The organism is Nocardia sp. NPDC127579 (assembly GCF_042672005.1).
Taxonomy (GTDB): Bacteria; Actinomycetota; Actinomycetes; order Mycobacteriales; family Mycobacteriaceae; genus Nocardia.
In genome coordinates, this window is sequence record NZ_JBHXVZ010000006.1 from 215778 (window position 1) to 230818 (window position 15041).

A 15041-nucleotide genomic window follows, 5' to 3' on the forward strand; every position below is an offset into this window, starting at 1 on the left:
GAGAGAAATGAGTTCATCGATCACGCCGCCCGTGCGGCGAACCGCCGCGCTGCTGGCGCTGCTGCTCGTCGCCCTGGCGGCGCTGCTCGGGTGCGGATCCGGCACCGATTCCGCGGCCGCGGACGGTGCGACCCGGGTCGTGCAGACCGAACGCGGACCGGTCACCGTGCCCGCGCAGGCCAAGCGGATCGTCGTGCTCAGCGGCGGCCTGGCCGGCTATCTGTTCGCGCTGGACGCACCGGTGACGGCGACCGACACCCGGGTGCTCGGCGTCACCAATTTCGACGGCGGCTTCCCGCCGTCGTGGGCGGCGAAGGCCAAGGAGCAGGGCACCACACAGCTGCCCGCCGGTGAGGAACTGAATATCGAAGCCGTCGCCGCGGCCGCGCCGGATCTGATCATCGGTGGCGGACAGGGCATTACGGCCGTGCAGGCCGAGAAGCTCTACGACAAGCTGACCGTGATCGCCCCGACGGTTCTGGTTCCCAAGACCGTGACGGCCTGGCAGGACCAGTTGCGTCAGGTCGCCGAGGCCGCCGGTCGCAGTGATCGGGTGGAGGCGATGATCACCGCCTATCGGGCGAAGGTCACGGCGGTGAAGTCCGCGATCAAGGTCCCGGCCGGCAATTTCGCCGTGCTGCTGTCGCTGCCCAGCAACGAGCCGTACTTGATCCCGCCGGCCGCCGCGCTGCCCGCGCTGCTCGGCGAACTCGGCTTCACCGCCGACGATGTGCTGGCCAAGGCCGGCAACCCGAAGCTGTTCGGCTCCGGCGACTCTTTCGTGGTCAGTCCGGAACTGCTGTCCAAGGCCGCCGACGCGCCGCAGGTGTTCGTGCTGCCGGTGGGTGGCCGCTCGGTCGAGCAGCTCAGGCAGGACCAGGTGTATGCCAACCTGCCGTCGTTCAAGAACAACACGCTCTACGAACTGCCCGCTACCAGCTACCGCCCCGACTACGACGGCGTCATGGCGACCCTCGACGTCATCGCGAAGCGGTTCGCGTGAGAGGTCAGGCCCGGAGGAGGCAGCGTGCGTAACCATGTAGGGCCCCGATCACGCGCAATGGAGACAGCGTGAGACGGCTGGGTGGGCTGGTCATCGACATCGCGCCGCTGCGATCCAGCCGCGCGTTCCGCTACGCCTTTGCCGCACGGCTGATCTCGCTGCTCGGCATCGGATTGCTCATCGTCGCGATCCCGGCCCAGATGTATCAGCTCACCCGGTCGAACCTCCAGGTCGCCGCCGTCTCCGTGGTACTGGCGGCGGCCATGTTCGTGGGCAGCCTGGCCGGTGGCGTGCTCGCCGACCGGTTCGACCGACGGCGCACCATCCAATTCTCGCGCACCGCAGCGGGATTGGGCTTCCTGGTGCTCGGCGGTAATGCGCTGCTGGATGATCCGGCGGTCTGGGTGATCTACGCCGTCGGCGTCGTCGACGGGCTGGCCGGTGGGGTGAGCAGCACCGCGCTGATGGCACTGACTCCCGCTCTGGTCGGGCGGGACAAGATGGCGGCCGCGGGAGCGCTGGTCACACTGACCACCGATCTGGGCACCATGATCACACCCGCGCTGGCGGGGATGATCATCGCCGCGGGCGGTGTCGCGGTCACCTATTTCGTCGCGGCCGCCGCGACCGCGGTGACGGTCACGCTCTTCCAGGAGGTGGGGCCCGCCGCACCACCGGAGACGGCACGGGAGACGCCGTGGCGGGCGTTGCGCACCGGGCTGCGATTCGCCATGGGGGAACGCACTGTTCGAGGTGTGCTGCTCGTCGGGCTGGTGGTCATGCTGGCCAGCGGGCCGACGGTGCTGCTGCCCGCGTTCGTCGACCAGGTACTGCACGCCGGTCCGGCCACCCTGGGCCTGCTCTACGGCGCGCCCGCGGTCGGTGCCGTGGTGGGCACCCTGAGCAGCGGGTGGACCGGTGGCGTGCGCCGCAGCGGATTCGCGCTGCTGGCTTCCATGGCCGCCCTGCCGCTCGGATTCCTGATCATGGGTGGCGCGGGGCGGGTGACGGTCGGCGCGGTTGTTGTCGCCTTCCTCGGCATGGCCGGATACGGCCTGGCCCGCGCCGTCAACGACATCTTCCGGTTCGCCGTGCTCCAGCACAGCACACCGGACGAACTACGCGGCCGTGTCTCCAGCCTGTGGCTGATCCAAGCGGTGGCGGGCACCGCGCTCGGTTCGATGACGGCGGGACTGCTGGGCCAGTACTTCGCGCCGGATGCCGCGCTGCTGGTCTACGGCGTCATCGTCGCCGTGGTCAGCGTGATCCTGTTCGCCACGCTGACCGCTGTCCGATCCGCCACCGCACCGGAACTCCTCACCACGTGACTGCCGAGGTGGCGTGCACGAGCCGCCGCCCGCGTGCGCTCTGTCGTCCCGGCCGCGGGCCGGGACGACAGAGGACTGTCAGCGAGTAGAGCGTTCGGAAAGAGCCGCGCGCAGTGCGCGGCGGCTGGTCTTCCCGACGCCGGTTTCCGGGAAGCTGTCGACCACTCGGACCAGATCGGGCAATTTCCACGTCGCTACGCCACGCTCCCGCACGAACTTTCGTAGTTCGGCCAGTGTCGGCTCGGCTTGCGGATCCGTGGCGACCACGAACGCGCAGGTGCGCTCGCCGAGCGCCGGATCGGGGACCGAGACGATCGCGACGTCGCGCACGGCCGGATGCTCGAGCAGGTGCTCTTCGAGCTCCTCGGCCGACACCTTCTCCCCGCCGCGATTGACGCGGTCGCCGTCTCGGCCCTTGACCACCAGGTTCCCATCGGCTCGCAACGCGACGACGTCTCCGGTCCGATACCACCCGTCGGCGGTGAAGGAGCGGGCGTTCGCCTCGGGATTGTCGTAGTATCCGCGAATCGTGTACGGCCCCTTGGTGATCAGCATTCCGTCGGTGCCCGGTGGCACCGGGTTGTCGTCGGCGTCGACCACCGCGACCTGATCGAGATCCGACATCGGCCGTCCCTGCGTCCCTAGGATCACCTCCTCGGGATCGTCCAGGCGCGTGTAGCAGACCAGCCCCTCGGCCATGCCGAATACCTGCTGCACCGTGACCCCGAGCGCGGGGCCGATCCGGCGAGCCAGCTCGTCCGGGCAGCGCGCCCCGCCCACCAGCAGTACCCGCAGACTGGAAAGATCGTGCGGTGTACCGGCTTCGGCGCGCTCGGCCCACACCCGGGCCAGCGGCGGGACCAGACCGGTGATGGTCACCCCGAATCGCTCGATCGCGGCGAAGGCGGTGCTGGGCGTCGGGTCGGCGGCCAGCGCGACGGTTCCGCCGGCCCACAGCGCCCCGAGAATGCCCGGCGAGCTCATCGGGAAGTTGTGCGCCACCGGCAGCGCGGCGAGATACACGCTGCCGGAGTCGAGTTCGCAGAGTTCGGCACTGCGCCGCACGCTGTAGAGATAGTCGTCGTGGGTGCGGGGGATCAGCTTCGGAATCCCGGTGCTGCCGCCGGAGAGCTGGAGGAACGCGACCTCGGAGGCGTCGACGGCCGGGAATTCGCCCGGGGCCCTGCGTAAATCGTCCAACGAGACCGTGCCTTCGGGCGCGGGGGCGCCACGGTCGGGCACGACGATGACGTGCTCGAGATCCGCGGCGGCGGCCCGCACGGCAGTGGCCAGTGCGGCGTGATCGAAGAGCTGGTGGTGGTGACAGGTGATCACCGCCACCGCGCCGCTGGCCTGCGCGATCGGGATCAGTTCGGCCTGTCGATGCGCGGGCAGGCCGAACACGGGCAGCGCCCCGGCCTGGAACAGGCCGAAGATCACCTCGACGAATTCGGCGATATTGGGTAGCTGAACCAGTACCCGGTCGCGTGGGCGAATGCCGATCTCGGCGAATCCGGTGGCCAATGCCTGTGCCCGGGAGTGCAATTCGCGGTAGGTCCAGCGGTTCGCGGTATCGATCACGGCCACGGCATCCGGGCGTTCGGCGGCTCGCGCGGCGAGCATGCCGCTGAAGGTTTCGCCGGTCCAGTAGCCCAGCGAGCGGTAGAGCTCGGCGTCGGCGGGCGGCCAGGGGGTGCAGCCGGGGAGTGCGGAGTCCACTATCGAACCCTTCCATCTGACATTGTCATTCGCGAGAAAGTCAGTATAGGCTAACCTTATGTCGCAGAGCTGGGAAGCGTGTGGTCCGGTCGTCGTCACCGGCGCGGCGGCAGGGATCGGGCGCGCGGTCGCGGAACTCTTCGCGGCGCGCTCGGCGCCGGTGTCGCTGTGGGACACCGATCCCGCCGTCTTTCGGGTGCGTACCGAAATCCGGGCCGCCGAAGGCGATTTCGTCGGGCATGCGGCTCGGGTCGATGTCGCCGACGCGGACGCGGTCGCGGCGGCCTACGCCGACGCCGCCCGCGCGCTCGGCCCGGTGTCGGTCCTGGTGCACGCCGCGGGCGTACTGGAAACCGGCGATGCCGCGGAATTGACGGCGGCGCAATGGGATCGATGCCTGAGCGTGAACGCGACCGGGACGATGAACGTCACCCGCCAGGCCGCGCTGGCCATGTCCGCGAACGGCGGCGGCGCGATCGTCGTCGTCACCTCCAATGCCGCCAGTACGCCCCGGGCGGGCATGGCCGCCTACGGTGCGTCCAAGGCGGCGGCGGCCGCGTTCGCCCGATCGCTCGGCCTGGAGGTCGCGGCGCTGGGGGTCCGGGTCAATCTCGTCTCACCCGGCTCGACCGATACGCCGATGCTGCGCGGCATGCACGGCGACGACATGGCACTGGCCGAGCTCGCCCGTGAACGCATCATCGCCGGTGACCCCGATCGCTACCGCGCCGGAATTCCCCTGCGGCGGATCGGTCTTCCCGAAGACGTGGCCGAGGCCGCCTACTTCCTGGCCTCGCCCGCCGCCCGGCACATCACGCTGCACGATCTGCGGGTCGACGGCGGCGCCACCCTCGACATGTAACTCCCGCTGTCATTTCCGAGAGGATCCTGCTTTGGCCATTCCGCCGATCGCCCCGTATTCGCTGCCCACGCCCGAGGAGGTGGTGGACAATCAGGTGCCCTGGTCGCTGGACCCGTCGCGCGCCGCGCTGCTGATCCACGATATGCAGCGCTACTTCATCGACGCATACCGCGCCGATCAGGAGCCGATGGTCTCGGCGCTGGCCAATATGCGGCGACTACGCCAATTCTGCACGGCGGCGGGCATTCCCGTGATCTACACGATGCAGCCCGGAGATCAGCACCCGTCCCGGCGCGGCATCCTGGCCGACTTCTGGGGCACCGGTCTGGAGAACGGGCCGCAGGCCGAGGTGGTACCGGAGCTGGCGCCCGCGCCCACCGACATCCAGGTCACCAAGTGGCGGTACTCGGCCTTCCAGCGCACCGATCTGCGCGAGCTGCTCGGCCATTACGGTCGCGACCAGCTGATCGTCACCGGCGTCTACGCGCACATGGGGTGCATGCTCAGCGCGGCCGAAGCGTTCATGAGTGATGTGCGGCCGTTCTTCGCGCTCGACGCGACCGCGGACTTCACCCGGGAGGATCACCTCATGGCGCTGAACTATGTGGCGCGCCGGTGCGGCGTGGTGGCTACCACCGCCGAGCTGGAATCGAGTCTGCGTCAGGTGCGTGCGGCCTGAGCGCGTGACTCGGGTCACTTTCCACCAAACTCGATCAAGTATGGTTAGGGTGTCCTTACCTTTCCGGTCGGAAGGGTAAGGATCGGAGAACGGCGAGGTGACATAGCAGTGCCGATGATGACGTGGATCGCGCGAGCGGCCGAGGGGACAGCGGACGCCCACGACCGGCCCGCGATTATCGCCCTCGACTGCCTGCACACCTATGGTCTGCTCGCCGAAGCGGTGGAACTGTTCGCCGAGGAGCTACGCGCGGCCGGAGTCGGCGTCGGCGATCGCGTCGCGGTCTACATCCATTTCGGCTACGAGGCGCTGCTCGCGGTGCTCGCGGTGAATTACCTGGGCGCCGTGGTCATTCCGCTCGATATCCGGGAGCCCACCGCCGACACCGAACGGGCGCTACGCAGCGCGGGCGCGCGGCGGGTGCTCGGGCACAGCGCCGACGACCACATCGTGGAGGAGATCGCCGGTCCCGGCGATCGAGCGGCACGCAGCGTCGCGGGTGACTACACGCTGATCGAATTGTCCGATGCCGGACCGCGATCGGAGCAGCCGGCCGGCTTCGTCTTCTGCGCGCCGGGTGGCGCCGCCTGCCGGGTGGTCGAGACCACGGTGCTGGCGGACAGCGGCGCGGCCCTGGCCGGGCAGTGGGGTCTGGACACCGGCGACACCGTCGCACCCGGCCCGGAACTCGGTGTGTTCGAAGCGTTCGCCGCCGCCACGGCGACCCTGCTGGCCGGCGCGACCCTGTGTCTGGACGGGCAGTGGAGTTCCGCCTCGGTCCTGGTACGTGCCGACCGTACCGCGAACGAGCCACCGCCGGATCGACTCGGTGCGGCCCGGTTCGGCCGCTGGGCGGCCGACGCCGCGGGATCAGCCGACGGCGAGGTCCGCCAGCTGCGCTTCCCCGCGCGCACGCAGGGCCTCGCCGACAGTGGCCGGATCCGTCGCTGCGGGTAACCAGATCGCTTCGGCGAGTGCGGCACCCAGTTGGTCCGCGGGCAGTCGCCCGGCCCCGGAATGCCCGGTCGCGGCCAATGCCCGGCGCAGGGGATCGCCGCCGGCCGACGCGCGTACGGGAACCACGTCGAACCGTGGACCGGACGGGCCCGGCGCGAATTCGAGGAACACTTCCGCACCGGCGGACAGGCCGAGATCGTCGATGAACCGCTTGATGGTCCCGCAGCGGGCCTGGACCGACACCCACAGGATGGCCTGCGGGCCCAGGCGGCTCGCCAACTCCACCGGATGATTCGGGCCGACCCCGATCATTCCGGCCAGTGCCGAGGGCAGATTGAATGCCGATCCCTTGAGATGGGCCGCGGCGATGGTGGTGCGCCAGCGTACGACCTCGCCCTCGCGGTACAGGCCGCGCGTCTTGGTGGGCGACTTGCGCGGTGTGTACCCGCGTTCGCGCCGGGTCACCACCCCGGCCGTGGTCACGTATTCGCCGGTCGCGGCGTAGGTTCGGACACTGACCTCGCGGACATCGAAACTGCGCGTCACCTGGCGGATCAGCTCCTCGAGCTCGATCCGCCCGCCGTTGGCGTCCAGGATGCGGCCGATCTGACGGTGGATCGGCTCGTACCGGGCGCCCCACCGGATCAGGCCCCAGCGGCTGCGGTCGGCCTTGCCGAAGCGGTCGTCGGCCACCATGGCATTGCGGATACTCGACACCGACCGGCGTGGAATCACCTGCGCCTGGATCTCGGCCACGGTCATCGGCTCGCCGCCCAGGGCGAGCACGGCCGCGATCGCATCGTGCACCGAGGCCGACCGGATCAGCACGTGCCGCTGCACGACCCGGTAGCCCAGGTAGGTCAGCATCCGGGTGGCCTCGTCCACCGGGACCTCGAAAGAGGCTGCCGCGGAGGCCGTTTCGACCAGGCCCTCCGGCGTCGCGGCCACCGTCAGGATCTTGTGCACACGTTGGCGCGCCGCTTCCGGGGAGGTGTCGAGGATCCAGTCGTCGACCACGTCGATCCGATCGTCGAGCCGGATCAGCACCTGCCACAGGCACAGCCCGAGCCCGGGTACCGGGGCGGCCAGATCCGGCTCGGCCGCGCAGACCCGGGCCAGCGCCGCCATCGGCCGGGCCGCGGCGGCAAGAACATCGGCGGCCCGGCGCAACTCGTGCGAACCACGGAACATGGCGCGCACCTGTTCGCGCAACCTGGCGTCGAGCTGGTTCACCCGCTCCCGGGAAATGCCGAGTTCGGCGCCGCAGGCGCTCAGCGTCATCGGTTTCGCGGCCAGCACCCGGGCGGCGAGCAGAAAACGGTCGCGCGCGCCGCGCGCAGCGAGGAAATCCTCGAATTCGGCGACCGCCGGGGCCGTGGAGCGCACCGGGATGCTCGAGCGCACCAGCGCGGCCCCGATCTCGGCACGTGCCGCCGGGCCGATGCCGGGCAGTGCCGCCAGCTCTCGCATGGTGAGCGCGCCGAGCGCGGACATATCGGCGTGCGTGCCGAGCGCGATCCGGACTTTCGCGCCCAGACCCAGATCGGCGAAATCGGTGGCGGCGAAAGCAAACGGAAATGCGGTCGCCAACGGTATATCCCGGTGCTGAGTGAGGAAGATCGCGGCGATTCGGCGGCATACCTCATCGAGGAATTCCGGCGGCACACCCACCTCGAGGGCGTCCGTCGACATCCACGCATTCGGAATGAGCTCGTTCTCACCCAGGATCGACGGGCCCGCGCGGTGCGCACTCAGCCACGGCAGGAGCGTCAGCCAGGAATGGCCCGCGTCCGGGCGCGAGGGGAGCCGCACTGTCGCGGCAGCGCTGGGCGAACCACTCACTGGCCGTTTACTCCTTGCTATGCCCGCCGCTGGTGAACAGGGTCGATCATAGGCGTACCGGGTGAATTCACCGCGCGGCCGCGGTGCTCACCGCTGGGAAACGGCGTGTCCGGTCACGGCAGTCGCGCACCCAGTGCGGTCAGCATTGTCCCGAATTTCGTTGTGGTCTCGGCCAGCTCGGCCGCCGGATCGGATTCGGCGACAATTCCGCCGCCCGCGTAGGCCACAATCGAACGGCCGTCGGCCGACAATTCCGCGCACCGGATACTGACCATCCATTCGCCGTCGCCGTCGGCGGCCGCCCAGCCCACCGCGCCGGCGTAGAAGCCGCGATCGCCTTCGATTCCGGCGATGAGCTCGCGGGCCGCGACGGTGGGGGTGCCGCATACCGCGGGGGTCGGATGCATGGCGAGTGCCAGATCCAGAGCGGTGATCGCCGGATCGCGGACGACGGCGGTGATCGGTGTGCCCAGGTGCCAGAGTTTCGGGGTGCTGGTGAGTTCGGGGGCGTCCGGGATGACGACCTCGGCGCACAGTGGGGTCAGGGCGGCGCGCACCTGGTCGATGACGAAGGCGTGCTCACGCCGGTTCTTCGGCGAATCCAGCAGGGCCGCAGCGGTTTCCCGGTCGAGCGCCGGGTCCGGATGCCGGGGCGCGCTGCCGGCGAGCGGATGGCAGGAGACCGTCTCGCCGCTGCGGCGGACCAGCACCTCGGGGGTGGCGCCGACCAGGGTCCGGCCGGTGTAGGCGGTTCCGGCCGCCGAGAGATCGACCCGGAAGCCGTTGCCGAACGCGTCTCCGGCGACGAGCCGGTCGAGGATCTGCTCGGCGGCGACCGGCGCGGCGGCGGCCAGGTGCAGGGCCCGGGCCAGCACCACCTTGTCCAGGGCGGTGTCGGCGGCGGCGAGGGTGGCGATCAGCTGCTCGAGCCGTCGCAGATGTTCGGGCGCTTCGGGAATCGCCGCGGTGACGGTGATCGGGGGCAGCGGCGCACCGGTGGTGCGCAGTGGGCCGGCCGCCGTCGTCACCGTGCTGGGCGCCCACAGGGCGGCCGGGGCCGCCGGATCGAACGGCAGCGCGCCGACGATATGGGTGACGATGCCCGAGCGCAGGGTGGCGGCCGCCTGCTCGGCATTGCGGAAGGACGCGAGGAGTCCGTCGGCCTGCACGGTGGCGTGCGGGCGGGACAGGACGAATGGCGCCGCCGAGGGGGCGAGGGCCGTGGTGTCCTCGTCGCGTGCCGGGCTGAAGATGTTGATGGCGTTGCCTTTCCGTGCGCGGCCGGCCCCCCGAGGCGAATGACAGCCTATCCCGGCTCATGGCCATTGTGGTAGAAGTTAGTGTAGCCTAAACAAACGTTGGACGGGCTGGGCGAGTGCTCCAGCCGCACATCCGAGGAGTCGCATGAACGAGGCTTTGACCGCGCTCGACCGGCAGCAGGTGCGCGCCGATATCGCCGCCGCACTCGACCTGCGACCGGAGGAACTGGCCGAGGACACCGATCTGCTCGACGCGGGCCTGGATTCGGTGCGGCTGATGTCGCTGGTGGAGAAATGGCGGGCCGCGGGCGCCGCCGACATCGATTTCGTGACGCTGGCGGCCGAGCCGGTACTCGGCCGGTGGCTGGATGTGGTCACCCCCGGGGCCGCGTGATGCCGCGCTGCGACGACATCGTCGATATCGCCGGAATCGGCTTCGGCCCGTCGAATCTCGCGCTGGCCATCGCGCTCGCCGAATTCAACGAGAATCGCGGCGCGGGAACCGAATTGACCGCGCGCTTCGTCGAACGCAAGGAGCGGTTCGGCTGGCATCCCGGCATGCTGCTGCCCGGGGCGACGATGCAGATCTCCTTCCTGAAGGATTTGGCAACGCAGCGAAATGTGCACAGCCGCTTCACGTTTCTGAGTTATCTGGCCGAGCGCGGTCGGCTCAACGACTTCATCAACTATCAGACCTTCTTTCCGACCCGGCTGGAATTCCACGACTACCTGGTGTGGGCGGCCGACACCGTCGCCGCCGAGGTCGATTTCGGCACCGCGGCCGAAAACATCACCGACGCGGGCGACTGCTTCGAGATCCGGCTGAGCGGACGGGCGGCCGGGGTGCTGCGCGCACGCAATATCGTCGTGGCCGGTGGGCTCTCGGCGCAGGTGCCCGACGGCGTGACCGTCGGTCCGCGGGTGTTCCACAACCATCACCTGCTGCCCGGGCTGACCGCCCTGCCCGAACTCACGCACCGGCGCTTCGTCGTGCTGGGCGCGGGCCAGAGCGCGGCCGAGGTGGTGCAGTACCTGCACAGCACCTATCCGGAGGCCGCCGTGCACGCGGTCTTCGCCAAGTACGGGTTCAGTCCCTCCGACGACAGCCCGTACGCCAACCGCATCTTCGATCCCGCCGCCGTGGACGACTTCCATTCCGCCACACCGGAGTTCCGGCGCCGGCTGATGAATTACCACCGGGGCACCAACTATTCGGCGGTGGACCTGCCGTTGATCGAGGAGCTCTACGCGCGCGAATACGCCGAGCGGGTCAGCGGCGCCCGGCGGTTGTTCATGCACGGTGCCTCCCGGGCCCGCGCGCTCGCCGAGACAGCCGCCGGGGTCGCGGTGACCGTCGAGCACGAGCCGACCGGGCTGACCGAGGAACTGCACTGCGACGCGGTGATCTGCGCGACCGGGTTCCGGCCGATGCCGCTGCGCACGCTGCTCGGCGAACTCGCGGACGCGGTCGTCACCGATGCCGAGGGCCCCCGGGTCGCCCGCGACTACCGGCTGGTCACCGGGCGGGCACTGCCCGGCGGGATCTATCTCCAGGGCGGCACCGAGCACACCCACGGCATCTCGTCCTCGCTGCTGTCGAATGTGGCGGTGCGGTCCGGGGAGATCGTGCGGTCGGTGGCCCGGGATCCGGCGGTGCGACCGGTCGCCGTGACAGGCGCATAGTTCGGACGCATCATGGCGGGGTGCGGGTTTGGTATGCCGCCTACGGCTCGAATATGCACCGGCGCCGGCTGCGCTGCTATCTGCGTGGCGGCCGGCCCGACGGTGGCGCGCTGACGCTGCCCGGCTGTCGCGACCGCGCCGATCCCGAGCGGTCGATCCCGCTGTTGCTGCCGGGTGTGCTGTACTTCGCCACCGAATCGCTCACCTGGACCGGCGGCCGGGCCTTCTACGACCCGCGGGTACCGGGGGAGATCGCGGTCGCGGCGCACTTGATCGAGGACAGCCAGTTCAGCGATATCCACGCACAGGAGATGTACCGGCCGCCCGGCGTCGATCTGGATCTGCGCGAGGCGCTGGACACCGGCCGGTGTGCTCTGGGATCCGGCAGGTACGAGACCGTGGTGTGCGTGGGGCGCTACGAGGGTTGTCCGGTGCTCACCTTCACCGCTCCCTGGCGCTGTCGTGACCTGCCCGGCAACCCGCCCGCCGCGGCGTACCTGCGGCATCTGGCCGCCGGACTGTCCGCGACGCACGGGTGGAGCCTGGAGACCATTGCCGGATACCTGGGCTCGCGCCCGGGCGCCGATCGGCGCTGGACGCCGGAGTCCGTCGCGGCGCTATTGGTCGCTCGTCCCATCCACGATCTCGGATGTGCCGAATAACTGTCGAATCCGATAACGCCACAGTTCGTCCGGGCGCGGATCCGCACAGTAAAGCCAACTAAAGAGATAAGGAAGGTACGCGATGATTCCCAACCTCATCGGCAGCATCGTCGGCGCGGTTCACGGCTTCCTGTACACGCTCCTCATTCCCTAGGCGCCGCGGCCCGGAACGGTGCTCGCGCCGTTCCGGGCCATCGGAACTGTCATTCCCATTCGGATCGGCGCATAGGCATTGCCACCCTCGCGCTCATCGAATTAGGTTTACCTAAGTTTGGTGACCGCTCGACGGTGGGAGACATGATGAGCTCGGAAGTGGATCTGAACGGCGTTCCGCTGACCATGCTGTGGACGCTGCACAATCGCGCGTCCGAATCCAAACGGGCCGACGCGATCCTGCGCGATCCCGACTGCGAACGGATCTACGACAGCATCGCCTTCGACTACCATCGCCATTTCGGCGCACCCGACGGTACCCATGCCGTGCGATCCAAGAGGTTCGACGACGTCATCCGGCCATGGCTCGCCGCGCACCCGGGCGGTACCGTCATCGAACTCGCCGCCGGGTTGGAAACCCAATTCCAGCGCTGCGACGATGGACTCGTGCACTGGTTGTGCGTCGACGTGCCGGAATCGATCGCCGTCCGTGCCCGGTTCCTGCCGGCTTCTCCGCGATGCCGCTATCTGCCGATCAGCGCGCTGGACCTGACCTGGCTCGACGAGGTCGACCCGGCCCGTGGCGTATTCGTCACCGCCCAGGGACTGTTCATGTACTTTCGGCCCGAGCAGGTTCAGCAGCTGTGTACCGCGATCATCGAGCGCATGCCCGGTGTGGAGCTGATGTTCGACACCATCCCGCCGTGGTTCTCCCGCAAAACGATGCGCGGATACCGAAAGACGCCCCATTACCAGGCACCCGGGATGCCCTGGGGCATCCGGGCCAGCGAGCTTCCCGAGCTGGTACGTGGATGGAGCCCACGCGTCAGCGAGGTCCGGATCACCGGATTCGCGCCGGCGCACGGGATTCTCGCGACCACCGCCCCGCTCTTCGCGGCGCTGCCGGTACTGCGCGATATCCCGCCCGCCATCGCGCATGTGCGCACCGCCCCGGATGCGCGGACCTAGCTGCCCGAGGGATTGTCGATCACGTAGCGCCACTGGCCGTCGGAACCGCGCCGCACCACATCGGTGGCGGTGCCGGACAGATCGACCGGAGTCCCATCGGCGGCGGTGCCGCGCATTGCCCAATCGACAAGCAGCAGGGCGACATTCACCACGGTGTAGCACTGGCGGATCCGGGCCGTCATGGGGATACCGAAACCCACCATGTGCGCGAGCGCGGCGGAGCGGCCGGCTTCGCCGACCGCGTGACCGGGCGTCGGCACCACCACCGCGTCGGGCTCGTACAGCAGGTCCAGGGCGGCCAGGTCGCCCGCGTTGAACAACTCCACCCACTCCGCGATGAGCTGGGTGATGGCCTCGGGAACGGGCGTGGTGGAACCGGGCAGGTCGTGATCGAGCGTCATGATTCAGTCATCGTAATTCGTTGCCGGACAGGATGATCGCCGGACGGTCAGGAAACCTGCGGCGGCGGCGCGAGCCGCCGCCGGCTCACACCTTGCGGATGACCGTGACGACCTTGCCGAGAATCCGGGCGTCGTTACCCGGAATCGGCTCGAACAGGGGATTGTGCGGCAGCAGCCACACATCGTTGCCGGTGCGCTTGAACGTTTTCACCGTGGCCTCGCCGTCGATCATGGCGGCCACGATCTCGCCGTTGTCGGCCACGTTCTGCTGGCGCACCACCACCCAGTCGCCGTCGCAGATGGCCGCGTCGATCATCGACTGGCCGACGACCTTCAGCAGGAACAGCGAACCGTCGCCGACCAATTCGCGCGGCAGCGGGAAGACATCCTCGACCGCCTGCTCGGCCAGGATCGGGCCACCGGCGGCGATCCGGCCCAGGACGGGCACGAAAGTCGGCGTGGGACGGCCGGAATCGGCGGTGTCGGCATCGTGGTCGGCGCCGTGCAGGCTCGTCACCGAGCGCACCGTGTCGTCGAGGCCGCGAACGTCCACGGCGCGTGGACGATTCGGGTCGCGGCGTAAATAGCCCTTACGCTCCAGGGCCCGTAACTGGTGGGCAACCGAGGACGTGGAGGTGAGCCCGACCGCGTCGCCGATCTCGCGGATGCTCGGTGGATAGCCGCGCTCGTTCACCGAGGTACGGATGACCTCTAGGACCTTGCGCTGACGCACGGTGAGATCCGCCCCGGTCAGGGGCTGGTCGGTGCCGACTCCGCTCTCGTGCTCCGTGTCGTCTGTGTGGCTCACCGGAACCCGCCTTCCTCTGTGTTGAATTTTGCGGCGCTCACGGCCCTCCATGGTCACGCAAGCTTCCGCCTCCGGGCCTGAGTTCACGCCGCGCTGTTGATGTCGCTCCTCGAATTTAGTCGGGTCGCGCCGATGTTTCAAACACCTGTTCGACCTGAGTCGTGTTATCTGCTGACTTTGTCGGTGGCGCGTGGTAGAAATCGAACACAAGTTCTTCGAACGCATGATCGAATAGCCGCTCTCCTCAGCACCCACCCGGAGGTCCGTCCGATGAGCACAGCGATCCGCGAAACCGTCACCAACCTGCATGAGATCGGCCTGGCGCCGGTCGATCCCGCCGTCTCCGGGCCGGCCGCCGCCCTCGTGCGCCGTCCCCGTCTGCGCACCCTCGAGGCTTCTCCGCGCCGGCTGCCCGAGCGTCGCCCGCGCGACAGCCGTCCGGCCGGGCCGGTGCCCACGCACCGTCGCCGGGTCCGGTCCGTGATCTCGCGTCCGCCGCGCGGCGGCCACCCCATGGACGTGCGGGTCGCCGAGGCGCAGGTCGGTTTCGCGGTACTTGCGGTGGCCGCTCTGCTGAGCGCGCTGGTGGTGACGTCGCTGATCCTGTTGGCGCAGTGGCGGGCCGGGAGTTTCGGAGTCCAGCCCGCCACCACGCCGGTGGTCGTGGAACAGATTCCGGTGCGCGAGCCGGGCGCCGTGCGCTAGCGGATCGGCTG

Annotated in this window: 15 protein-coding genes; 10 read left to right on the forward strand and 5 right to left on the reverse strand. The window is 69.3% G+C overall.

Going from position 1 to position 15041, the window contains the following annotated elements:
* Positions 1–7 precede the first annotated feature (7 nt).
* The gene (locus tag ACFVMC_RS21630; RefSeq protein WP_379212814.1) at positions 8–1003 is read left to right on the forward strand and encodes an ABC transporter substrate-binding protein; all 996 of its coding nucleotides are present in this window, start codon (positions 8–10) and stop codon (positions 1001–1003) included.
* A 68-nt stretch (positions 1004–1071) separates the two neighbouring features.
* A complete protein-coding gene (gene entS / locus ACFVMC_RS21635) occupies positions 1072–2331 on the forward strand; it encodes an enterobactin transporter EntS (protein WP_379212816.1) in 1260 nt (419 codons plus the stop codon).
* Positions 2332–2409: 78 nt separating this feature from the next.
* On the opposite strand, the gene ACFVMC_RS21640 is transcribed toward entS, so the two are convergent.
* On the reverse strand, positions 2410–3954 hold the full coding sequence (locus ACFVMC_RS21640) for a (2,3-dihydroxybenzoyl)adenylate synthase (protein WP_379213263.1): 1545 nt from the start codon (positions 3952–3954) through the stop codon (positions 2410–2412).
* 154 nt (positions 3955–4108) lie between these two features.
* On the opposite strand from ACFVMC_RS21640, the gene ACFVMC_RS21645 reads away from it, so the two are divergent.
* From ACFVMC_RS21645 to ACFVMC_RS21655, 3 genes are all read left to right on the forward strand, one after another.
* Positions 4109–4912 (forward strand): SDR family oxidoreductase, encoded by an 804-nt coding sequence (locus ACFVMC_RS21645; protein ID WP_379212818.1) that lies wholly within the window; start codon positions 4109–4111, stop codon positions 4910–4912.
* Positions 4913–4943: 31 nt separating this feature from the next.
* A complete protein-coding gene (locus ACFVMC_RS21650) occupies positions 4944–5591 on the forward strand; it encodes an isochorismatase family protein (RefSeq protein WP_379212820.1) in 648 nt (215 codons plus the stop codon).
* A 114-nt stretch (positions 5592–5705) separates the two neighbouring features.
* Positions 5706–6548: an AMP-binding protein gene (locus ACFVMC_RS21655; RefSeq protein ID WP_379212822.1), complete on the forward strand. Its 843-nt coding sequence runs from the start codon at positions 5706–5708 to the stop codon at positions 6546–6548.
* Here the strand turns inward: ACFVMC_RS21655 and ACFVMC_RS21660 are convergent.
* Positions 6462–8390, reverse strand: coding sequence for a hypothetical protein (locus ACFVMC_RS21660; protein ID WP_379212823.1), 1929 nt, complete (start codon positions 8388–8390; stop codon positions 6462–6464). The two genes, ACFVMC_RS21655 and ACFVMC_RS21660, sit on opposite strands and share 87 nt — an antisense overlap.
* A gap of 113 nt (positions 8391–8503) precedes the next feature.
* Complete coding sequence (locus tag ACFVMC_RS21665; protein ID WP_379213264.1) at positions 8504–9643, reverse strand: isochorismate synthase MenF; 1140 nt, start codon at positions 9641–9643, stop codon at positions 8504–8506.
* Between the two features lie 151 nt (positions 9644–9794).
* On the opposite strand from ACFVMC_RS21665, the gene ACFVMC_RS21670 reads away from it, so the two are divergent.
* The 4 genes from ACFVMC_RS21670 (at position 9795) to ACFVMC_RS21685 (ending at position 13116) form a co-directional block, all read left to right on the forward strand.
* Positions 9795–10043, forward strand: a complete 249-nt coding sequence (locus ACFVMC_RS21670; RefSeq protein WP_379212825.1) for a phosphopantetheine-binding protein — start codon at positions 9795–9797, stop codon at positions 10041–10043.
* Positions 10043–11332, forward strand: coding sequence for a lysine N(6)-hydroxylase/L-ornithine N(5)-oxygenase family protein (locus ACFVMC_RS21675; protein ID WP_379212827.1), 1290 nt, complete (start codon positions 10043–10045; stop codon positions 11330–11332). The genes ACFVMC_RS21670 and ACFVMC_RS21675 overlap by 1 nt, the downstream gene beginning before the upstream one ends.
* A 20-nt stretch (positions 11333–11352) precedes the next feature.
* The gene (locus ACFVMC_RS21680; protein ID WP_379212829.1) at positions 11353–11994 is read left to right on the forward strand and encodes a histone deacetylase; all 642 of its coding nucleotides are present in this window, start codon (positions 11353–11355) and stop codon (positions 11992–11994) included.
* Positions 11995–12291: 297 nt separating this feature from the next.
* Positions 12292–13116 (forward strand): class I SAM-dependent methyltransferase, encoded by an 825-nt coding sequence (locus tag ACFVMC_RS21685; RefSeq protein ID WP_379212830.1) that lies wholly within the window; start codon positions 12292–12294, stop codon positions 13114–13116.
* Here ACFVMC_RS21685 and ACFVMC_RS21690 read toward each other — a convergent pair.
* A complete protein-coding gene (locus tag ACFVMC_RS21690) occupies positions 13113–13517 on the reverse strand; it encodes a YybH family protein (RefSeq protein ID WP_379212832.1) in 405 nt (134 codons plus the stop codon). The genes ACFVMC_RS21685 and ACFVMC_RS21690 overlap by 4 nt on opposite strands.
* A gap of 85 nt (positions 13518–13602) precedes the next feature.
* Positions 13603–14271, reverse strand: a complete 669-nt coding sequence (gene lexA, locus ACFVMC_RS21695; protein WP_379213266.1) for a transcriptional repressor LexA — start codon at positions 14269–14271, stop codon at positions 13603–13605.
* Between the two features lie 324 nt (positions 14272–14595).
* On the opposite strand from lexA, the gene ACFVMC_RS21700 reads away from it, so the two are divergent.
* Positions 14596–15030, forward strand: coding sequence for a hypothetical protein (locus tag ACFVMC_RS21700; protein ID WP_379212834.1), 435 nt, complete (start codon positions 14596–14598; stop codon positions 15028–15030).
* The last annotated feature ends 11 nt before the right edge of the window (positions 15031–15041 follow it).